Source organism: Rhodoferax mekongensis, assembly GCF_032191775.1.
Classification (GTDB): Bacteria; Pseudomonadota; Gammaproteobacteria; order Burkholderiales; family Burkholderiaceae_C; genus Allorhodoferax; species Allorhodoferax mekongensis.
Genome location: NZ_CP132507.1, coordinates 1,010,513 through 1,031,513, shown reverse-complemented (window position 1 = coordinate 1,031,513; position 21,001 = coordinate 1,010,513). Strand labels below are relative to the sequence as shown.

The following is a 21,001-nucleotide window of genomic DNA, read 5'->3' as shown; positions in this document are numbered from 1 at the left end:
CGGCTTTGTAAGGGAAATTCCTACACGTTTTCCAGCGCTTGTCTGACTCCACTTTTTGGAGTGCGTGGCTACAGTTCCTCCAAGCGCCAAAGTCACTCGATGGCGCAAACTTTCACCGGAGAACTGCCATGAAAACCACTGCCACCGCACTCAACCCCTTCAGCCTGATGATGGAGCCCGAGCTGGTTCTGCAAACCATGGAGCGCTCCCAGCAATTGCGCGGCCTGCGCCGCCACAAGCTGCGCCCCTTGGACAAACCGCTGATCCCCTACACCAAAGAAGCATTGGCCGCCCGCGCTGCCTTTGACGCCGCCATTGACGCGGAAGATTTCGAAGCCAACGCCGACAGCTACTTGCTGAACTGAACGGAGGCTTGCGCTTTCTGCAACGGTGCAGCGGAAAGCAGGGGTGTTGGGCCGATAATGAAACGGTCCACCCCTCCACAAGGAAAGTTTGCAATGCACCTGCCCCGTTCTGCCCCCTCCCGCCTGGTTTTGACCGCCGCTTTGGCTGCCGCGACTGCAGGTGCCTGGGCCCAGTCCACCGAACCCGTTCGTGTTGGTTTGCTCAGTACCTTGTCCGGCCCCGGCGCCGGCTTGGGCGTGGATATCCGTGACGGCTTCCAACTCGCTGTGAAACTCAACGGCGGCAAACTCGGCGGTCGCCCTGCCGAGGTCATCGTGGCCGATGACCAGGCCAACCCCGAAGTGGGTCGCCAAACCGCAGACCGACTGATCAAACGCGACAAGGTCGACTTCATGACCGGTATCGTGTTCTCCAACGTGATGTTGGCCGTAGGCACCCCGACCTTCCAGTCCAAGATTTTCTACATCAGCGCCAACGCAGGCCCCTCACAGTACGCGGGCGAGCAGTGCAACCCCTACTTCTTCAGTGCCTCGTACCAAAACGACAACATGCACGAGGCCGTGGGCAAGACGGTCACCGACAAAGGCTTCAAGCGCGTGGCGCTGATCGCCCCCAACTACCCCGCGGGCAAAGACGCCCTCACCGGCTTCAAGCGCTTCTACCAGGGCGAGATTGCTTCCGAGACCTACACCGCCCTCAACCAGCTCGACTACGGCGCCGAGCTCTCCAAGCTCCGCGCCACCAAGCCGGACGCGGTGTACATCTTTCTGCCCGGCGGCCTGGGCATCAACTTCATCAAGCAATTTGTGGGCGCCGGCCTGTCCAAGGACATCACGCTGTTCGGCCCCGGCTTCTCGGGCGATGAGGACGTGATCAAGGCGGTGGGCGACCCGATGCTGGGCATGTTCAACACCTCCCAGTGGGGCCACGACATGGACAACGCGGCCAACAAGAAGTTTGTGGCCGAGTTTGAAAAAGAATACGGCCGCCTGCCCACCCTGTACGCAGCCCAGGGCTATGACGCCGCCCGCCTGATGGACGCCGGCGTGCGCGACAGCAAGGGCAAGCTGGACGACAAAGCCGCCGTCAAGAAGGCACTGGAAGCCGCCAAGTTCGACTCGGTGCGTGGCGCCTTCAAGTTCAACACCAACCACTTCCCTATCCAGGACTACTACCTGCGCGTCATCACCCGCGACGCCAAGGGCCGCGTCACCAACCGCACCCTGGGCACCGTGTTCAAAAACCACGCCGACGCCTACGCCGCCAACTGCAAGATGCCCGGCCTCTAAGGCCTGACGCACGCGCATGAGCGGAATTCTGCTGCTGGAGCAGGCCCTGAACGGCCTGCAGCTCGGCCTGATGCTGTTTTTGCTGGCAGCCGGGCTGACGCTGGTGTTCGGCATCATGGACATGGTGAACCTGGCCCATGGTTCGCTGTACATGGTGGGTGCCTACCTGATTGCCACAGCCACCCAAGCCAGCGGATCGTTCTGGTGGGGCTTGGCTGCGGGTGTGGCGGGCACCGCCCTTTTCGGGGTGCTGCTGGAGGTGTCCGTCCTGCGCAGGCTCTACCGGCGCGACCACGTCACCCAAGTGCTGGGCACCTTTGCCATTCTGCTCATGTGCAATGAAACCGTGCGCATGATCTGGGGATCACAACCCCTGTCGCTCAACCCGCCGGCCGCACTCTCGGGCCCGGTGGAGTTGTTGCCCGGCTTTTTCTACCCGGCTTTCCGCTTGCTCATCATCGTGGTCGGCTTGGCCACGGCGCTGCTGCTCTACCTGCTGGTGACCCGCACCCGGCTGGGCATGCAAGTGCGTGCCGGTGCTTCCAACCGCGACATGGCACTGGCCATGGGCACCAATGTGCAGCGCCTGTTCACTGCGGTGTTCGGGCTGGGCGCCGCTTTGTGCGCGCTGGCCGGCGGCATGCTCGGGCCGCTGCTGGCGGTGCAGGTGGGCATGGGCGAGAGCATTCTGATTCTGGCCTTTGTGGTCATCGTGATCGGCGGCATCGGCTCCATCCGCGGTGCACTGGTCGGCGCACTGCTGGTGGGGATGGTGGACTCCGGCGGGCGCACCCTGCTGCCCATGGTGTTCGAGTCGCTGTTCGGCGCAGCGCTGGCGGCTGATGCGGCACCGGCGGTGGCCTCCATCCTGATTTATGTGTTGATGGCTGCGGTGCTGTTCTTCAAGCCGCGCGGCCTGTTCCCTGCCCATGGTTGATTCGAACAACGCCCGCACATCGCTGCACCACACACTGCACCTGCGGGCTGCACTTCCTGTGTTTCTGGTGCTGCTGGCCCTGCCGCAGATCACGGCGGCCTTGCACGCGGAGTTCTACGTCACGCTGGCCACCCGCATTGCGATTTTTGCCCTGGCTGCCAGCAGCCTGAACCTGATTCTGGGCTTCGGCGGCTTGGTGAGCTTCGGGCATGCGGCCTTTGTGGGCGCGGGCGCCTACACCGTGGGCATCCTGATGCAGCATGGCACCGTGCCTGCTGCCATTGCCTGGCCCGCTGCCATGCTGGTGAGCGCGGGCCTGGCCTGCCTGATCGGCTTTATCAGCCTGCGAACCCAGGGCGTGTACTTCATCATGATCACGCTGGCCTTCGCGCAAATGCTGTACTACCTGGCCGTCTCCCTCAAAACCTACGGTGGGGACGACGGGTTGCCGCTGGCCGGGCGCAACACCTGGGCCGGCATTGCCCCCGGCGACACGGCGCTCTATTACCTCGCCCTCGGTGCGCTCACGCTGTGCCTGCTGTTCACCCAGCGCCTGCTCAACGCGCGCTTCGGCCAGGTGCTGCAAGGCCTGCGCGAGAACCCGGTGCGCATGCAGGCACTGGGTTTTCCGGTGCTGCGCACGCAGCTCACCGCCTTCACCCTGGCGGGCGCGATGGCCGGTCTGGCCGGCACCTTGCTGGCCAACCAGGGCGGTTTTGTCAGCCCGTCCATGATGCAGTGGAGCCAGAGCGGCATGCTGATGGTGATGGTGATTCTGGGTGGCGTGGGCCACCTGTATGGCGGCGTGCTGGGTGCTGCCGCTTTCCTGCTGCTCGAAGAAGTGCTGGGCCACACCACTGAACACTGGCAGCTGGGCTTGGGCGCCATGTTGCTGGCCGTCGTGTTGCTGGCACCGCGCGGCTTGGCCAGCTTGCGCAGCGTGTGGACGCGGAGTCAGGCATGAACACCGGCGCCACCCCCTTGCTGCAGATCGACACACTGGTGAAGCGCTTCGGCGCGCTCAGCGCCACCGACCACGCCAGCCTGCAAGTGCACAAAGGCGAGGTCCATGCCCTGATAGGCCCGAATGGCGCAGGCAAGACCACGCTCATCCACCAGATTTCGGGCGCGCTGCAGCCGGATTCCGGGCGCCTGTTACTCAACGGGGCAGACATCACCCGCCTGCCCATGCACGCCCGGGTGAAGCGCGGGCTGGCCCGCTCGTACCAGATCACCAACGTGTTTTTGCGCCTGAGCGTGCAGGACAACCTGGCCCTCGCCCTGCAGGCAGTGGCGGGCAGCAGCATGCGCTTCTGGCGCCCGGTGCACACCGAGACCCAGCGTATGCAGGCGGCGGCAGATGTGGCTGCGCGCGTAGGTTTGCAGGCCCAGTTGCAACGCACCGCGGGCGCCTTGTCGCATGCCGAGCAACGACAGTTAGAGGTGGGCTTGGCGTTGGCCAGCCGCCCGCAGTTGCTGGTGCTGGACGAACCCTTGGCCGGCATGGGGCCGGACGAATCCCAGCGCATGGTGGCACTGCTGCAATCGCTGCGCGCCGAGACCACGCTGCTGCTGGTGGAGCACGACATGGACGCCGTGTTCCAACTCGCCGACACCATCTCGGTACTGGTGGCCGGCCGCGTGATTGCCAGTGGCCAGCCCGATGCCATCCGCCAGAGCGACGACGTGAAGCGCGCCTACCTTGGCGATGAAGCCTTGCCGGAGGCCCACCCATGAGCACCGAGACCCTGCTCGACATTCAGGGCCTGGAGACGGCTTACGGTAACAGCCAGGTGCTCTTCGGGCTGGACATGCAGCTCCAGGCCGGCACCACCTCCACTCTGCTGGGTCGCAACGGCATGGGCAAAACCACCACGGTGCGCAGCATCCTGGGGCTGACGCCAGCGCGCAGCGGCAGCATCCGTTTCCGGGGCGAGCGCATTGAGGGCTTGAGCCCCGACCGCATCGCCCGCATGGGCGTGGCTTTGGTGCCCGAGGGACGGCAGATTTTCCCTAACCTCACGGTGCAAGAAAACCTGATTGCCTTTGCCGCGCGGCGCAATGCCAGCGCCGAGCCCTGGACGCTGGAGCGGATCTACCACCTCTTCCCGGTGCTGGAGCACCGCGCGCGCAACATGGGCAACCAGCTCTCCGGCGGCGAGCAGCAGATGCTGGCCATTGGCCGCGCGCTAATGACCAACCCGCACCTGCTGATCCTGGACGAGGCCACCGAAGGCCTGGCGCCACTGATTCGTGAAGACATCTGGCGCTGCCTGGACACCCTGCGCACCCAAGGCCAGAGCGTGCTGGTCATCGACAAGTATGTGCAGCGTCTGATCGCGCTGGCCGGCCACCACACCATCATGGAGCGCGGCCGCGCGGTCTGGAGTGGCGACTCGACCACCTTGGCCGCACAACCCGAACTCTGGCACCGCTACGTCGGCATTTGATTTCAAGGACACCCCATGCCCAAGCTCTACCGCGACTTTGACACCCAGGCGCAGATCGACGCGCAATACAACCCCTCCATCGCGCTGCCCGACCCGGCTGCTCCCGGCAAGCACTTTGCGGCGCAGGCCGAAAAAGCCCGCAGCACCCTCAAGCACCATGCCGGCATCCCCTTCGGGCCCACGGTGCACGAGACGCTGGACATCTTTCCGGCGGACGTGCCCAACGCGCCAGTCTTCGTGTTCATCCACGGCGGCTACTGGCGCGCCTTCCAGAGCAAAGACTTTCATGGCGTCGCCTTGGGCCTGCACGCCAGCGGCATCACGACCGTGGTGGTGAACTACGCGCTGGCACCCTTTGTGACCATAGACGAAATCACGCGACAGGTGCGCTCGGCCATGGCCTGGACGCTGCGCAACATCCAGAACTACGGCGGCGACCCGACCCGCGTGGGCGTGGGCGGCCACTCCGCCGGCGGCCACCTGGGCGCCATGTGCCTGCAAACCGCGTGGGACACCGACTACGGCCTGCCGCGCGACCCGCTCAAGGCGGGCCTGCTGTTCAGCGGCCTCTACGAGTTGGAACCCCTGCGCTACAGCTACCTGCAACCCATGATCCAGCTGGATGACGGCATCATCCGCCGCCAGTCCCCCACGCCTAACCTGCGTGCGTGCCCTACGCCAACCTGGGTGATCTGGGGCGGTGCCGAGTCCGGTGAATTCGCCCGCCAGTCCACCGGCTACCGGGATGCGGCAGTGGCTCTGGGCAACCCGGTAGAGCTGAGCGCCATCGATGGTGCCGACCACTTCACCGTGATCCACGGGCTGGAAGACGCTAACAGCCCGGTGTGCCGCTGGCTGCACCAGAAGCTGACCACCTGACCTGATGCGCGGCGCACTGCTGCGCTCTCTCCCTGTTTACCCAACCGAAAGCCCCATGCTCACCGGCGACCTCAAAAGCAAAATCGACCAGATCTGGAACGCCTTCTGGTCCGGCGGCATCGCCAACCCCATCGAAGTGATTGAGCAAATCACCTACCTGCTCTTCCTGCGCCGCCTGGACGACTTGCACACCCTGGAAGAAAACAAGGCCACGCGTCTGAAGAAGCCCATGGAGCGCCGCATCTTCCCCGAGGGCAACGACCCACGGGGCCGCGCCTATGACACCCTGCGCTGGAGCCGCTTCAAAAACGAAGCGCCCAGCGAAATGTTTGTCATCGTGGGCGAACACGTCTTTCCCTTTCTGCGCACGCTGGGCTCGGACGATTCGACGTACGCCCACCACATGAAAGACGCGCGCTTCACCATCCCCACGCCAGCCCTCCTGGCCAAGGTGGTGGACCTGCTGGACGCCGTGCCCATGGACAACCGCGACACCAAGGGCGACCTCTACGAATACATGCTGAGCAAGATCGCCAGCGCCGGGCAAAACGGCCAGTTTCGCACCCCGCGCCACATCATCCAGCTCATGGTGGAAATGACCGCGCCCACGCCGACCGACACCATTTGCGACCCGGCCAGCGGCACCTGCGGCTTTTTGGTGGCAGCAGGCGAATACTTGCGCGAGGCGCACCCCGCACTGTTCCACGACGCCAAGCTGAACCAGCACTTCAACCATGACATGTTCCATGGCTACGACTTTGACAACACCATGCTGCGCATCGGCAGCATGAACATGATGCTGCACGGCGTGGACAACCCCGCCATCACCTACCGCGACTCGCTGGGCCAGGAGCATGGGCTGGAGGAAGACCGCTATAGCCTGGTGCTGGCCAACCCGCCCTTCGCTGGCAGCCTGGACTATGAGAACGTCGCCAAGGATTTGCTGCAGACGGTGAAGACCAAAAAGACCGAGCTGCTGTTTCTGGCCCTGTTCCTGCGCCTGCTGAAACCCGGTGGCCGCGCGGCGGTCATCGTGCCCGACGGTGTGCTGTTTGGCTCCAGCACCGCGCACAAGGCGCTGCGCAAAATGCTGGTGGAAGACCAAAAGCTCGACGGCATCGTCAGCCTGCCCGGCGGTGTGTTCAAGCCCTATGCGGGTGTGAGCACCGCCATCCTGTTCTTCACCAAGACCAACAGCGGTGGCACCGATAACGTGTGGTTCTACGACATGCAGGCCGACGGCTACAGCCTGGACGATAAGCGCCAGCCGCTCTTGCCTGAGCATCTTTTAGGCCTCCAGCGCCCGTCGAATGTGCGCGAGCAGCTATCAAAAGAAGAGCATGCCAAAAACAACCTGCCCGACGTGCTGGCCCGCTGGGCACAGCGGGAGGGCACAGAACGCCAGCGCAGCCGCACCGAACAAAGCTTCTGCGTGCCCAAAGCCGACATCGCCGCCAACGGCTACGACCTGAGCATCAACCGCTACAAGGAAGTGGTGCATGCGCAAGTGCAGCACCGCGCACCGCAGGAGATATTGGCGGAGCTGGCCAAGCTGGAGGACGAGATTGCGGCGGGGATGAGGGCGTTGGAGGGGATGTTGAAGTGAGTAGCTTCACAACGATCGCTGACGCGTGCGAACTCGTAACCGACGGCACTCACTACACGCCAAAAGATGTGGGTAATGGCATTCCATTCTTGACCGTCAAAGACGTCTCAGACAGCGGATTGGACTTTGCTGGCTGCTCTTTCATTTCAGAGAGCGACTACCTCGCTGCTAAAGCTGGCAACAGTGCGCCCCTCAGGGGCGATGTCCTTTTTTCGAAGGACGGAACAGTCGGCAAAGTTCATGTGGTTGCCACCGACCAATCGTTTGCAGTGCTTTCCTCGCTGGCAATTCTCAGGCCCAAGGCCGGATTGGTCGATCCAGGCTATCTCGGTCATGTTTTGCGTTCCCCAGCGGTCTTGGACGACGCTCTTAAGAAAAAGACTGGCTCAGCCATTCGGAGAATCGTTCTCGGCGACTTGAAGCGCGTTCGGCTTCCATTGCCCACTTTGGAAGAGCAACGCCTCATCGCCGCCATCCTAGACCAGGCCGAAACCCTCCGCATCCAACGCCGCCAAGCCCTGGCCCACCTCGACACCCTCACCCAGTCCCTCTTTCTCGATATGTTTGGCGACCCGGTGGTGAACCCGAAGGGCTTGCCTGTCGTGAAGTTTGGTGATGTGGGTACTCTGGATCGCGGCATTTCCAAGCACCGACCACGCAATGCGCCGGAACTTCTTGGCGGGGACCATCCTCTGGTGCAGACCGGCGAGGTGTCCAACTGCGATGGCTACATCCGCAGCTACACCCACACTTATTCCGACATTGGTTTACGGCAAAGCAAGATGTGGCCTGCTGGTACGCTGTGCATCACCATCGCTGCGAATATTGCAAAAACTGGCATCCTGACATTTGATGCTTGCTTCCCCGACAGTGTTGTTGGCTTTCGCGCTGACGACCCAGCTACCGTTGAGTACGTCAGAGTGTGGTTGTCCATCTTGCAAAAGGCGCTTGAAGACTCCGCACCTGAATCCGCACAAAAGAACATCAACCTCGCAATATTGCGAGGGCTAAACATTCCGTTGCCCTCGCTCCCCCTCCAACAAACCTTCGCCACCCGCATCCAAGCCATCGAAGCCCTCAAAGCCACCCACCGCACCGCCCTGGCCCAGCTGGATGCATTATTTGCCTCGCTCCAGCAGCGGGCGTTTACCGGAAATCTATAAAAATTTAAAGGGAGATAAGAATGAAACTGCGACGTATTGAGATAGAGAATTTTCGAGGGTTCGCTCACCCTGTTGAAATCGACGTGGATGATTTCACAGCGTTGATTGGTCGGAATGACATTGGAAAGTCTTCCGTACTTTCGGCACTGACAATTTTTTTGGAGGGTGATGGCGTCAAAATTGACTCAGATGACGGGGCCATCAATGGTGACAAAACCCAGGTTCGAATTAGCTGTGAGTTCGATGGTTACCCTGGGAGCATTGTTCTCGATGACCAGTTTGAAACCAGTTTGGCTTCCGAGCGCTTGTTGACTGGTGCTAATCGTCTTCGTATCACAAAGATTTTCGATTGTTCAAAATCCAAGATTGCGCCCGAGGTATTCATTGAAGCGGATGAGCACCCCGTGGACCAAAACGGAGAGTCGCTGATTCCTTTGACTTTGGCAGAGTTAAAGAAGCGTGCAGTCGAGTACGGTGTGGCTCTGGAGGTTGGCGAAGCCACGGTGAAAGCAAAGATTCGTCAAGCAATTGCAAATCGCTCAGCAGCTTTGACGCCTAAGTCGGTCCGTATTCCTGTCTCAAAGAATGATTCAAAAACACTTTGGGATCAGCTTATCCGTGTGTTGCCCATTTGCGCCCTTTTTGTTTCGGATCGAGCCAGCTCTGAGAAGGACAAGGAAGCCCAGACGCCGATGGGCATTGCAGTTGAGGCTGCACTGAATGAAATTCAGGACAAATTAGATGACATTTCCCTCATTATTGAGACGCGGGTTCAGGACGTTGCGAATCGAACGCTAGCAAAACTTCAAGAAATGAACCCTGAGTTGGCGGGGCAACTTCAAGCTTCCTTGCGCGAAAAGCCGAAGTGGAAAGATTTGTTCAAGTACACGCTTAACAGTGATCAAGGTGTGCCAATTGATAAGCGTGGTTCCGGAGTGCGGAGATTGGTGCTTTTGAACTTCTTCCGTGCCGAAGCAGAGAGGCGCGCATTGAACGAGGGTGGTAGGCCCATCATTTATGCAATTGAGGAGCCAGAGACAGCTCAACATCCCGATCACCAAAAAATCCTCGTCAAGGCCCTCATCGAGATTGCATCGAAAGGCGGTCAAGTCATTTTGACGACACATGCGCCTGGATTGGCGGGAGAACTTCCGACGCCTAGCTTAAGGTTTCTGGATGCCGCGGAAGATGGAAGGCGAGTGATCCGCAGCGTTGCCACCGAAGACGCCAACAATTTGTTTGTATTCATCGCCGAGCGCCTTGGGATGTTGCCCGACAACCAAGTTCGAGTATTGATTTGCGTCGAGGGCGCGAACGATGTGCGGTTCTTGAAAGCGGTGAGCTGCACTCTTAGCGAAACAGACGCTTCGATACCCGACTTGTCTCGTGATCCACGCTTTGTTTTTGTACCGATGAAGGGCGGCAATCTCATCGACGTTGTGAATTTACACATCTTCAAGAACTTCCGAAAGCCAGAATTTCACATCTACGATCAAGATGAAGGGCAAACGTACGCTGATCAAGCGGCAGAGGTGAATGCGCGGGGTGATGGGTCTAAAGCTGTGCAGACCAAGAAGCGGTACATGGAGAGTTACGTTCATGCCGATGCGTTGGACAGAACGAAGGGTGTCAAGCTAGTAATTGATGACTCCATTGATTACACGCCGCAATTGGCCGGACTATTGGGTGTAAAGAAGGCAGAAGCAAAGGCCATCCTTTCTTGTGAAGTTGCCCCAGCAATGTCAGTCGAGGAAATTGATGAGGCGGATGGCACTGGTGAAATCCGCAGTTGGCTGATAGAAATTTCAGCTATGGCCGCGTGATGTTCAACTTCAAGGTGATGGGCGCGGTGGAAGCTGGCGCAATACGCGATATTTAAACAGGAAGATATCTAGAAATGCTTTAGGGGAGGTTTGTTTTGAAAATAAATTCAATAAAAACAAAGACTTATAAAACATGGGATTACAAGAGAGCGATGCTGAGCGCAAGCTTTAGCGCGTATGGCTCTTGCTTTAAAAATCTGACCCTATGAGGTCAAATCTGCTGCTTTTGCGAGCAATCAGCCGGTTTTTGCCCTCATGGGGTCAAAAATAATGGCCTCCAACTTCTCATTCCTGCAGGCTGAATGGCCAGCGCTATATGCCGAGGCCACCAAGGCCGAGCAGGCTGCGCTGACCGACCCGCGCACCGCCTGCTTCTATGCGCGGCGCACGCTGGAGCTGGCGGTGGTGTGGCTGTTCCAGGCAGAAGGCGGGCGCTCTGGTCGGCTGCAAATGCCGTACAAGCCGGACCTGTCGGCGTTTTTGTTTGAGCCCAGCTTCAAGGTGCTGGTGGGCCCGGCACTGCACGCCAAGATGGACGTGGTGCGCAAGCAGGGCAACAACGCCGTGCACAGCGCCCGGCCTATCACTGCAAGTGACGGCACCGCCGTGCTGCGCGAGCTGTTTCAGGTGGCCTTCTGGCTGGCGCGTAACTACGGACGTAACGTGGCCGCGCGGCCCGACCCGGCGCTGCAGTTCCGTGCAGAGCTGCTGCCCCGCCCTATCAATGCTGCAGCAGAACAAGCCGCCGCCCAAGCCAGTGCTCAAGCCACACAGGCCGCGCTGCAAAAGCTGGCCACCCTGGCCGACGAGCTGGCAGCGCGCGATGCAGCGCTGGCCGCCGCCCAGCAGAAAACGGCGGCACTGGACGCCGAGCTGGCACAGCTGCGCGCCGAGGTAGCTGCCGCCAAAGCAGCCAACACCGCCACACCGGATTCCCACGACTACAACGAAGCCGAAACGCGCGACCTCTATATCGACCTGCTGCTCAAGGAAGCGGGCTGGAAGCTGGACCAAGCACGCGACCGCGAATTTGAAGTGCAGGGCATGCCCAATAACCAGGGCGTGGGCTATGTGGACTATGTGTTGTGGGGTGACGATGGCAAACCCCTGGCTGTGGTGGAAGCCAAGCGCACCCGGCGGGACGCGCGCGTGGGCCAGCAGCAGGCCAAACTGTATGCCGACTGCCTGCAAACCCAGTTTGGCCAGCGCCCGCTGATCTACACCACCAACGGCTACGAACACTGGTTTTGGGACGACAGCACCTACCCGCCGCGCCCGGTGCAGGGCTTTCATAAAAAGGACGAGCTGCAGCTGCTGGTGCAGCGCCGCACCAGTGCAAAACCGCTGGCGGGTGTGACCATCAACCCCGAGATCGTGGAGCGGCACTACCAGCTGCGCGCCATTCGCCGGATTGGCGAAACTTTTGAGCGCGACCGCCAGCGCAAAGCTCTGGTGGTGATGGCTACCGGTGCTGGCAAGACCCGCACCGTGATTGCGCTGGTGGACTTGCTGCAGCGCGCCAATTGGACCAAGCGCATTCTGTTTCTAGCCGACCGCGTGGCGCTGGTGAACCAGGCGGCTAACGCCTTTAAAGCGCATTTGCCGGATGCAGCGGCGGTGAATTTGGTGACCGACAAGGAAACCGAAGGCCGGGTGTTTGTGAGCACCTACCCCACAATGATGGGGCTGATTAATGAGACAGACGATGGGCTGCGCCGCTTTGGCGTGGGGCACTTTGACCTGATCATCGTGGACGAGGCGCACCGCTCCATCTACCAAAAGTACAAAGCCATCTTTGCCTATTTTGATGCGCTGCTGGTGGGCCTGACGGCCACGCCCAAAGACGAGATTGACCGCAACACCTACAGCCTTTTTGAGCTGGAAAACGGTGTGCCCACCGATGCCTACGGCCTGGAAGATGCGATTGCCGAGAAGTATTTGGTGCCGCCGCGCGCGGTGTCGGTGCCGTTGAAGTTTCAGCGCGAGGGCATCAAATACGCGGAGCTGAGCGAAGACGAGCGCGCGCAGTGGGACGCGCTGGACTGGGATGATGAAGGCCATGCCCCCGACGAGGTGGGCGCGGAGGCGGTGAACAAGTGGCTGTTCAACACCGACACCGTAGACAAGGTGCTGGAGCTGCTGATGACCCGCGGCCACAAAGTGGCGGGCGGCGACCGCTTGGGCAAGACCATTGTGTTTGCCAAAAACAATGCGCATGCCAACTTCATTGCAGACCGCTTCAACGCCAACTACCCGCACTACGCGGGGCAGTTTGCCCGCGTAATCACTTACCAGACCGAGTACGCGCAGAGCTTGATTGACGACTTCTCCATCAAAGAGAAGGCGCCGCACATTGCCATTTCGGTAGACATGCTGGACACCGGCATTGACGTGCCCGAGGTGGTGAACCTGGTGTTCTTCAAAATCGTGCGGTCCAAAGCCAAGTTCTGGCAAATGGTGGGGCGCGGCACCCGCCTCTGCAAAAACCTGTTTGGGCCGGATCAGCACAAGCAGGAGTTTGTGATCTTTGACTTCTGCCAAAACCTGGAGTTCTTTAGCCAGAACTTGGAGGGCAGCAAAGGCAATGTGGCCGAGCCATTGAGCCAAAAGACGTTCAAGGCGCGGCTGGAGTTGTTGAGCGTGCTGGACGAGCAGCTGGCGCAGGAGCAGGGCAGCGCCAGGGTGACCGAGCCTGTAGCGGGCTACGGCCTGACCGCTGCCGCCATGCGGACAGACACTGCCAACCACCTGCACACGGTGGTGGCGGGTATGCAGCTGGACAACTTTGTAGTGCGCCCCCAGCGCCGCTGGGTGGAGCCGTGGAGCCAGGCAGACGCATGGCACAAGGTCACCGGCGACCAGCTGGCGGATTTGGCGCAACACGTCTCCGGTCTGCCCAGCGCTGTGCGCGACGACGATGAAGAAGCCAAGCGCTTTGATTTGCTCATGCTGCGCACCCAGCTGGGTAGCGCGCGCGGAGATGTGGGCTTTGCCGGCTTGCGGGAAAAGGTGCGCGCGCTGGCAGACGGGCTAAGTGAGCTGGGCAGCATCCCGGATGTGAATAAGCACATGGTGCTGATTGAGGCCGTGGCGGGCGAAGAGTGGTGGCAGGACGTGACCCTGCCCATGCTGGAGCAGGCGCGCAGACACTTGCGTGGGCTCATCAAGCTGCTGGAGAAAACGCGGCGCAAAGTGGTCTACACCGACTTTGAGGATGCGGTGGGCGAAACCACCGAGGTGGCTTTGCCCTTGGGCGGCAGTGCGGGTGACTTTGAGCGCTTCCGGCTCAAGGTGCGAGCCTTCTTACGCACGCACGAAAACCACATCACCCTGCACAAGCTGCGCCGCAACCAGCCACTCACCGCGACCGACCTGGCCGAGCTGGAGCGATTGCTGATCGACAGCGGAACCGCCACCGCGGAAGACGTGGCCCGCGCGGGACAAGAGGCCCATGGACTGGGATTGTTCGTACGTGGGCTGGTGGGCTTAGACCGTGAGGCGGCGACCCAAGCGCTCAATGGTTTTGTGGCGGGCAAGACCTTGACGGCCAACCAACTGGAGTTTGTGAACCTGATCGTTACCCACCTGACGGAGCGTGGCGTGATGGATGTAGGGCTGCTGTACGAGCCGCCATTCACCAGCTATGCACCGCAAGGGCCCGACGCGCTATTCACGTCTGCCCAAGTGGACGAGTTATTTGGGGTGCTGGACCACATCAAGGCCACAGCGCTAGCGGCCTGACCCGCCAGATTACAAGCAAAATCGGCCTCTAGCGCACACAGAATGAGCGCGAGCAGCTCCTGAAACAATAGCAAGCTAGCCGGCGATCGGCGGCCGGCGACGGTCCTCGCGCAGGGCGTGGCTGCGCAGGTAGCTCACCCACTCGGCCAAAGGGATCGGGCGGCTGAAGCAGTAGCCCTGCAGCTCGTCGCAGCCCAGTGCGGTCAGGGTCTGGGCGGTAGGCAAGTTCTCTACCCCTTCCGCCACCACCTTCAGGCCCAAAGTGTGGCCCAGCGCAATCACCGCATGCACGATGGCGGCATCGGCACTGTCTTCCAACATGCCCAGCACAAAGGACTGGTCCACCTTGAGCTTGTCGATGTCGAAACGCTTGAGATAAGCCAGGCTGGAGTAACCGGTACCGAAGTCATCAATCGCCACCTTCACACCCAGCGCCTTGAGCGCGGCCACCTGTTGCTGGGCGGCCACCGGGTTGTCCATCAGGTGGGATTCAGTGAGCTCGAGTTCGAGTTGTGCGGGTGGCATGCGGGTATCGCGCAGCACGGCGCTGAGCTGGTCCACCAGCTCGGGGTCGGCCAGCTGCGCGACAGACAAGTTGACCGACAGCTCCAGCCCCTTGCAGATGCCTTGCTCTTCCATGGCCATCCAGTTGCGGCAGGCCTCGCGCAGCACCCAGGCGCCTATGGGTTTGATCAAACCGCTTTCTTCGGCTACGTGGATGAACTCACCCGGAGGCACCTGCCCCAGCAACGGGTTTTTCCAGCGTAGCAGGGCCTCGGCACCCTGCACCTTGCGCGTGCGGGCGTTCAGCCGCGGTTGGTAATGCAGGCTGAACTCTTCATTGGCCAGCGCCTGGCGCAACTGCGTCTCCATGGACTGCCGGGCAAGCACGCGCTGGTCGGTCTCGGGAGAGAAAAAGCGTGCCGTATCGCGCCCGGCGGATTTGGCCTCATACATGGCCGCATCGGCGCGGCGCATCAGCTCGTCCTGGTCCGTTGCATCCTCGGGGTAAAGCGCCACGCCCACACTGCAGGACACGGTGAGCACATGGCCATCCACCGTGGCGGTCTGGCGGATGGTCGGAATCAGGCGGTCGTTGACCATGGCGGTCAGCTCCGGCAGGTCGGTCACATGGCGCAGGATGATGACGAATTCGTCCCCACCCAGACGGCTGACCGTATCGTCTGAACGCACCGCGCTGCTGAGGCGGCGCGCCACGGTGCGCAGCAAGCCATCGCCGATGTGGTGGCCCAGGGTGTCGTTGATGAGCTTGAATCGGTCCAGGTCGATGAACAGCACCGCCACCTTCTCGCCGGTGTGGCGTGCACTGGCAATCGCCTCACCTAGACGCTGCTGGCACAAGGCACGGTTGGGCAACTCGGTCAGCACATCGTGCTGGGCCAGGAAGCGGATACGTTCCTCCTTGGCTTTGCGGTCGGTGATGTCGATGGAGATGCCAATGTAGTTCACCACCTCGCCGCTGGTCGCACTCTTGTGTACGGAGGAGACCATCAGCCATGCGGGGTAGGTGTCACCATTTTGTTTGCAGAAGTGCACTTCGCCTTGCCAGTCGTTCTGGTCTTCGAGGTCGGCCCACACGGTGTCTTGCGGGGTGTTCATCACAAAGCTCAGGTCCTGCCCGAGCGCCTCGTAAAAGTCGTAACCGGTGCTGCGGCAGAAAGCCTGGTTCACGCTGATGATTTTGCGGGCCTCGTCCATGATGATGATGCTTTCGCTGGACGCCTCAAACACCTTGGCCCACAGCTCCAGCCGCTGCTCCATCACCTTGAGTTTGTTGATGGGGGTGAACGCGGTGAGCACGGCGTCGCGACCCTGGAAGTTCAGACGCCGGGCAGACAGCACCGCCCAGGAGGGCGCAGTGCCGCCGTGCCAGCGCACCTCGAATTCATCCACCGCATCAAAGTCCGCCAGACGCTGAAAAAAGCGACCGCGCACACCGGGCTCCAGCCCATGGCGCCAGGGGTCGCCGGTGCGGCCGTTGAGCCAGGGGCGGGCGGGCGTATTCACGTGCAGCACTTCGTGGTCCGGCACCGAAGTCACCACCATGGGAATGGGGAAGGCCTCCACCAATTCTCGCTGGGCTTCCGCAGCGCGGGCGCTGGCGGCCAGCTCCTGCTGCACCAGCCGGTCGCGGTCCAGTTGCTCCAGCATGCCGTTGAAAGCGGCAAACAGTTGACCGATTTCATCCCGGCTGTGCCACTCGGCGCGCAGGCTGTAGTCGGCCTTGCGGCGCACATCGTGGGCCACACGGGCCAAGCCTTGCAGGGGTTTGGCAATCTGGCTGGCCACCAGATACACCAGGCTCAAAATGCAGCCCAGCAACAGCAGCGCCGTACCCAAGTGCAGCCACATGCGTTTGAAAAGCTGGTCCACACGGGTCTGCAACAGGATTTGGAGCTGCGCAATACCCACGCGCCAGCTCTCTGACAAGTCCTGGAGTGCGGCCCGGTAACTCGCATCCAGAAGTGCTGCCTGTTCGCTCGACATGCTGGCACTGTTGACGTCATGCACCGCACGCGCAAATTGGCTGAGTGATGTGCGCAAGGCCTCGCGTGCCGGCCCGAGGGCTGCACGCAGCTCCGGCGAACCGGCCAGCCAGGTTTGCTCATAGTCAGACTCCAGCCCCTGTTGCACCGCGTCCAGCCGGCCCAAGAGGGTGAGCAATTGCGCGTTGGGGTTGAAGCCAGGCACCCGCAAGCCCCAGTTCGCCATGAAGTTGTGGGTGTCCAGCAGCACCTGCAAGAGTTCGGGCAGGCGAAGCAGGGTCAGGGACATGACGTAGTAACTGTCGAGGTCTGGATCCAGAATCAGGTTGGACTGGTTGCCCACGATGGTGAGCAGGTCACGCGCCTGCCCGAGCATGCGGGCATGTTCCGCATCGGTGCGGGACTCGACCAGCAGTTCATGCAAGCGCTGGGACGCAGCTGCCGTATTGAGCTCTGCGTCATAAGCAGCCCGGGCTTTGTCGAACTCCGGCAGGGTTGCCACGCCGGGGCGGTCCGCGGGCAACAAAATCGCGTCCATCACGTTGTGACGCACCGCTTCGGTGTAGCTGGCACCCACGATTTCTTTGCGGGCGAAGTCAATCGCGAGGTATTTTTCGTGGATCAGGATGCCGGACACATAAATGACCGCAGTCAAATCCAGCAGGTAAATGAGCGTGAGTTTGCGCCCGACACTCAGGCGCCCCAACCACAAGGGAATTTTTGACAGCATGTGTAAGGCCCGATCTTCAGAGCCACCCGCCCACGCGGGCTCCAACGGCTTACCAACACGCAAGCAATAAACGCACCAGACGCGCCCCAATAGGGTGCGCGCCTTAGAAACCACGCACTACATATTCCGCCGGTACTGCCCGCCCACCTCGAAAAGCGCACTCGTGATCTGGCCCAGGGAGCACACCCGCACCGCATCCATCAGCACCTCAAACACGTTCCGGTTGTCGATAACGGCCTGCTGCAGCTTTTTGAGCATGGTGGGGGCCTGCGCAGCATGGCGGGTGTGAAAGTCCTGCAGGCGCTTGAGTTGGTTTTGCTTTTCGTCGTCGGTACTGCGGGCCAGCTCCAGCTTGTCCAGCACCGCGTCGCCATGCGGGTTGCGGAAGGTGTTTACACCGATGATGGGCAGCTCGCCGGTGTGCTTGAGCATCTCGTAGTGCATGGATTCGTCTTGAATCTTGCCGCGCTGGTAGCCGGTTTCCATGGCGCCCAGTACGCCGCCGCGCTCGGCAATCCGCTCAAACTCGCCCAGCACCGCTTCTTCCACCAGTTCGGTCAACTCTTCGATGATGAAAGCGCCCTGGTTGGGGTTCTCGTTCTTGGCCAGGCCCCACTCGCGGTTGATGATGAGCTGGATGGCCATGGCACGGCGCACCGAGTCTTCGGTGGGCGTGGTGATGGCTTCGTCAAACGCGTTGGTGTGCAGGCTGTTGCAGTTGTCGTAAATCGCAATCAAAGCCTGCAGCGTGGTGCGGATATCGTTGAACTGGATTTCTTGCGCGTGCAGGCTGCGGCCGCTGGTCTGGATGTGGTACTTGAGCTTCTGGCTGCGTTCGTTGGCACCGTATTTCTCCTTCATCGCCACGGCCCAGATGCGGCGGGCCACGCGGCCCATCACCGTGTACTCGGGGTCCATGCCATTGCTGAAGAAGAAGCTCAGGTTGGGCGCGAAGTCGTCAATGTGCATGCCGCGCGCCAGATACGCCTCCACAAAGGTGAAGCCGTTGGACAAGGTGAACGCCAACTGGCTGATGGGGTTGGCCCCCGCCTCGGCAATGTGGTAACCGCTGATGGACACGCTGTAGAAGTTGCGCACGTCGTGGTGCACAAAGTATTCTGCAATGTCGCCCATCACCTTGAGCGAGAACTCGGTGCTGAAGATGCAGGTGTTCTGGCCCTGGTCTTCTTTCAGGATGTCGGCCTGCACCGTGCCGCGCACATTGGCCAGCACCCATTCCTTGATTTTGGCGACCTCGGTGTCGGTAGGCTCGCGGCCGTTGTCTGCTTTGAACTTATCGATGTTCTGGTCGATGGCCGTGTTCATGAACATCGCCAGGATGCTTGGAGCCGGGCCATTGATGGTCATGGACACACTTGTGCTCGGGCTGCACAAATCAAACCCACCGTAGAGCACCTTCATGTCGTCCAGCGTGGCGATGCTCACGCCGCTGTTACCTACCTTGCCATAAATGTCCGGGCGCGGGTCAGGATCGTTGCCGTACAGCGTGACCGAGTCGAAAGCGGTTGAGAGGCGCTTGGCCGCCATGCCGCTGCTGAGCAGCTTGAAGCGCGTGTTGGTGCGGAAGGCATCGCCCTCGCCCGCGAACATGCGGGTCGGGTCCTCGCCCTCGCGCTTGAAGGCAAAGGTACCTGCGGTGTAAGGGTAGCTGCCGGGCACGTTGTCCAGCATGAGCCACTTGAGAATTTCGCCATGGTCCTCGTACTGCGGCAAGGCCACTTTGCGGATGGTGGTGCCGCTGAGGGACTTTGTGGTGAGCGCGGTGCGGATTTCCTTGTCGCGGATCTTCACCACGTACTCGTCGCCCGCATAGGCCTTTTGCATCTCGGGCCACTGGGTCAGCAGCTTGCGCTCTGCGGCACCCATGCGCTCTTCGCGTTCAGCGGCCAGTTGGGTGACCGCGGTGACCGCATTCATCTTGTCGGGATTGGCTTCGCGCAACATGCGGCCGGACTCACGCAGTTGCTGGATTTCGCGCGCCAGGCGGGCTTGCTCTTTGGCGCGTTTTTTATAGCCGCGCACGGTGTCGCTGATCTCGGCCAGGTAGCGGGTGCGCGCCGCGGGCACCACCGGCGTTTGGTTGGAGCTGTGGCGTACGTTCACGCGGGGCAGGCTGCCCTCATTCAGTGGCACGCCCAGTGACTTGAGACGCGGCAACAGGGCCTGGTACAGGGCGGTGACGCCATCGTCATTGAAGCGCGCGGCCATGGTGCCGAACACCGGCATCTGCTCGGTAGGTGTGTTCCAAGCTTCCTTGTTGCGCTGCACCTGCTTCGCCACGTCGCGCAGCGCATCGCTGGCACCCTTGCGGTCGAACTTGTTGATGGCCACGAACTCTGCAAAATCGAGCATGTCGATTTTTTCGAGCTGGCTGGCAGCGCCGAACTCAGGCGTCATCACGTACAGCGGCACATCCACATGTGGGACGATAGCCGCATCCCCTTGGCCGATGCCCGAGGTTTCCACCACCACCAAATCGAAGCCCGCCACCTTGCACGCAGCGATCACATCCGGCAAGGCCGCGCTGATTTCGGAACCGAAGTCACGGGTCGCAAGCGAGCGCATGAAGACGCGGCTTCCCTGCTGCCAAGGCGAAATGGCATTCATGCGGATGCGGTCACCCAGCAGAGCACCCCCGCTCTTGCGGCGGCTCGGGTCGATGGAGATGACGGCGACGCGCAAGGCGTCATTCTGGTCCAGCCGCAAGCGGCGGATCAGCTCGTCCGTCAGGCTGGACTTGCCCGCACCACCCGTACCGGTGATGCCGATAGTCGCTATGTTTTTGGTAGCTGCTTGCGCACGTATTTCCTGCGCTAGAGCCGGATTGAGCTTGGAAGCCTCAATAGCGGTCAGCAACTGGGCCAGTGCACGCCAACTGGCCTCGGTATGGCCCTGAATGGCGGACAAGTCGGTAGGTGCCAGTGCCGTGATGTCCTTGTCGCAGCGCATCACCATTTCGCCGATCATGCCTTGCAGTCCCATGCGCTGGCCGTCTTCGGGGCTGTAGATGCGGGACACGCCATAGGCATGCAGATCGCGAATCTCGGGCGGCACAATCACGCCGCCGCCGCCGCCAAACACCTGGATGTGCGCACCGCCACGGCTTTTCAGCAGGTCCACCATGTACTTGAAGTACTCCACATGCCCGCCCTGGTAGGAGCTGATGGCAATGCCTTGCACGTCTTCCTGCAAAGCGGCGGTCACGACCTCGTCCACACTGCGGTTGTGGCCCAGGTGGATGACTTCGGCGCCCATGCCCTGCAGGATGCGGCGCATGATGTTGATGGCGGCGTCGTGGCCGTCAAACAGGCTGGCCGCAGTGACAAAGCGCACCTTGTGGGTGGGGCGGTAGTTGGCCAGGGCTTTGAAGTCGGCAGACAGATCGGTCATAGGGCACCAGTGGACGGTTAATTGACGTTTACGTAAACGTCAACTGTAAACCAAGCAGCCTGACAGCGGCTTACAGCCTGCATGGGGGTAAGTACCTAG

Annotated in this window: 13 protein-coding genes; 11 read left to right on the top strand and 2 right to left on the bottom strand. The window is 61.1% G+C overall.

Annotation, left to right across the window (positions count from 1 at the left end; translation table 11 throughout):
* The first annotated feature begins 128 nt into the window (after nt 1-128).
* The 11 genes from RAN89_RS04905 to RAN89_RS04855 all read left to right on the top strand — a co-directional run bounded on the left by RAN89_RS04905 (nt 129) and on the right by RAN89_RS04855 (nt 14,254).
* The gene (locus RAN89_RS04905) at nt 129-365 is read left to right on the top strand and encodes a hypothetical protein (RefSeq protein ID WP_313868510.1); all 237 of its coding nucleotides are present in this window, start codon (nt 129-131) and stop codon (nt 363-365) included.
* 93 nt (nt 366-458) lie between these two features.
* A complete protein-coding gene (locus RAN89_RS04900) occupies nt 459-1,655 on the top strand; it encodes an ABC transporter substrate-binding protein (RefSeq protein ID WP_313868509.1) in 1,197 nt (398 codons plus the stop codon).
* A gap of 16 nt (nt 1,656-1,671) precedes the next feature.
* Nucleotides 1,672-2,592: a branched-chain amino acid ABC transporter permease gene (locus RAN89_RS04895; protein WP_138512440.1), complete on the top strand. Its 921-nt coding sequence runs from the start codon at nt 1,672-1,674 to the stop codon at nt 2,590-2,592.
* Complete coding sequence (locus tag RAN89_RS04890) at nt 2,585-3,556, top strand: branched-chain amino acid ABC transporter permease (RefSeq protein WP_313868508.1); 972 nt, start codon at nt 2,585-2,587, stop codon at nt 3,554-3,556. Before RAN89_RS04895 ends, RAN89_RS04890 begins: the two co-directional genes overlap by 8 nt.
* Complete coding sequence (locus RAN89_RS04885) at nt 3,553-4,329, top strand: ABC transporter ATP-binding protein (protein WP_313868507.1); 777 nt, start codon at nt 3,553-3,555, stop codon at nt 4,327-4,329. The genes RAN89_RS04890 and RAN89_RS04885 overlap by 4 nt, the downstream gene beginning before the upstream one ends.
* Nucleotides 4,326-5,042 (top strand): ABC transporter ATP-binding protein, encoded by a 717-nt coding sequence (locus RAN89_RS04880; RefSeq protein ID WP_313868506.1) that lies wholly within the window; start codon nt 4,326-4,328, stop codon nt 5,040-5,042. The genes RAN89_RS04885 and RAN89_RS04880 overlap by 4 nt, the downstream gene beginning before the upstream one ends.
* 15 nt (nt 5,043-5,057) lie before the next feature.
* The gene (locus tag RAN89_RS04875) at nt 5,058-5,921 is read left to right on the top strand and encodes an alpha/beta hydrolase (RefSeq protein ID WP_313868505.1); all 864 of its coding nucleotides are present in this window, start codon (nt 5,058-5,060) and stop codon (nt 5,919-5,921) included.
* Between the two features lie 55 nt (nt 5,922-5,976).
* Complete coding sequence (locus RAN89_RS04870; RefSeq protein ID WP_313868504.1) at nt 5,977-7,527, top strand: class I SAM-dependent DNA methyltransferase; 1,551 nt, start codon at nt 5,977-5,979, stop codon at nt 7,525-7,527.
* The gene (locus RAN89_RS04865; RefSeq protein WP_313868503.1) at nt 7,524-8,690 is read left to right on the top strand and encodes a restriction endonuclease subunit S; all 1,167 of its coding nucleotides are present in this window, start codon (nt 7,524-7,526) and stop codon (nt 8,688-8,690) included. The genes RAN89_RS04870 and RAN89_RS04865 overlap by 4 nt, the downstream gene beginning before the upstream one ends.
* A 20-nt stretch (nt 8,691-8,710) precedes the next feature.
* Nucleotides 8,711-10,513, top strand: a complete 1,803-nt coding sequence (locus RAN89_RS04860) for an ATP-binding protein (RefSeq protein ID WP_313868502.1) — start codon at nt 8,711-8,713, stop codon at nt 10,511-10,513.
* Nucleotides 10,514-10,783: 270 nt separating this feature from the next.
* Nucleotides 10,784-14,254, top strand: a complete 3,471-nt coding sequence (locus RAN89_RS04855; RefSeq protein ID WP_313868501.1) for a DEAD/DEAH box helicase family protein — start codon at nt 10,784-10,786, stop codon at nt 14,252-14,254.
* 75 nt (nt 14,255-14,329) lie between these two features.
* On the opposite strand, the gene RAN89_RS04850 is transcribed toward RAN89_RS04855, so the two are convergent.
* Both RAN89_RS04850 and icmF read right to left on the bottom strand, forming a co-directional pair.
* On the bottom strand, nt 14,330-17,491 hold the full coding sequence (locus RAN89_RS04850) for a bifunctional diguanylate cyclase/phosphodiesterase (RefSeq protein ID WP_313868500.1): 3,162 nt from the start codon (nt 17,489-17,491) through the stop codon (nt 14,330-14,332).
* A 117-nt stretch (nt 17,492-17,608) separates the two neighbouring features.
* Entirely contained in the window at nt 17,609-20,902 is a 3,294-nt protein-coding gene (gene icmF, locus RAN89_RS04845; RefSeq protein WP_313868499.1) for a fused isobutyryl-CoA mutase/GTPase IcmF, read from the bottom strand.
* Nucleotides 20,903-21,001: the final 99 nt, after the last annotated feature.

What these genes read in the sequence shown, in the direction of transcription:
- RAN89_RS04905 (WP_313868510.1), top strand. Translation starts at nt 129, where the DNA reads ATGAAAACCACTGCCACCGCACTCAACCCCTTCAGCCTGATGATGGAG.
- RAN89_RS04900 (WP_313868509.1), top strand. Translation starts at nt 459, where the DNA reads ATGCACCTGCCCCGTTCTGCCCCCTCCCGCCTGGTTTTGACCGCCGCT.
- RAN89_RS04895 (WP_138512440.1), top strand. Translation starts at nt 1,672, where the DNA reads ATGAGCGGAATTCTGCTGCTGGAGCAGGCCCTGAACGGCCTGCAGCTC.
- RAN89_RS04890 (WP_313868508.1), top strand. Translation starts at nt 2,585, where the DNA reads ATGGTTGATTCGAACAACGCCCGCACATCGCTGCACCACACACTGCAC.
- RAN89_RS04885 (WP_313868507.1), top strand. Translation starts at nt 3,553, where the DNA reads ATGAACACCGGCGCCACCCCCTTGCTGCAGATCGACACACTGGTGAAG.
- RAN89_RS04880 (WP_313868506.1), top strand. Translation starts at nt 4,326, where the DNA reads ATGAGCACCGAGACCCTGCTCGACATTCAGGGCCTGGAGACGGCTTAC.
- RAN89_RS04875 (WP_313868505.1), top strand. Translation starts at nt 5,058, where the DNA reads ATGCCCAAGCTCTACCGCGACTTTGACACCCAGGCGCAGATCGACGCG.
- RAN89_RS04870 (WP_313868504.1), top strand. Translation starts at nt 5,977, where the DNA reads ATGCTCACCGGCGACCTCAAAAGCAAAATCGACCAGATCTGGAACGCC.
- RAN89_RS04860 (WP_313868502.1), top strand. Translation starts at nt 8,711, where the DNA reads ATGAAACTGCGACGTATTGAGATAGAGAATTTTCGAGGGTTCGCTCAC.
- RAN89_RS04855 (WP_313868501.1), top strand. Translation starts at nt 10,784, where the DNA reads ATGGCCTCCAACTTCTCATTCCTGCAGGCTGAATGGCCAGCGCTATAT.
- RAN89_RS04850 (WP_313868500.1), bottom strand. Translation starts at nt 17,491, where the DNA reads ATGCTGTCAAAAATTCCCTTGTGGTTGGGGCGCCTGAGTGTCGGGCGC.
- icmF (WP_313868499.1), bottom strand. Translation starts at nt 20,902, where the DNA reads ATGACCGATCTGTCTGCCGACTTCAAAGCCCTGGCCAACTACCGCCCC.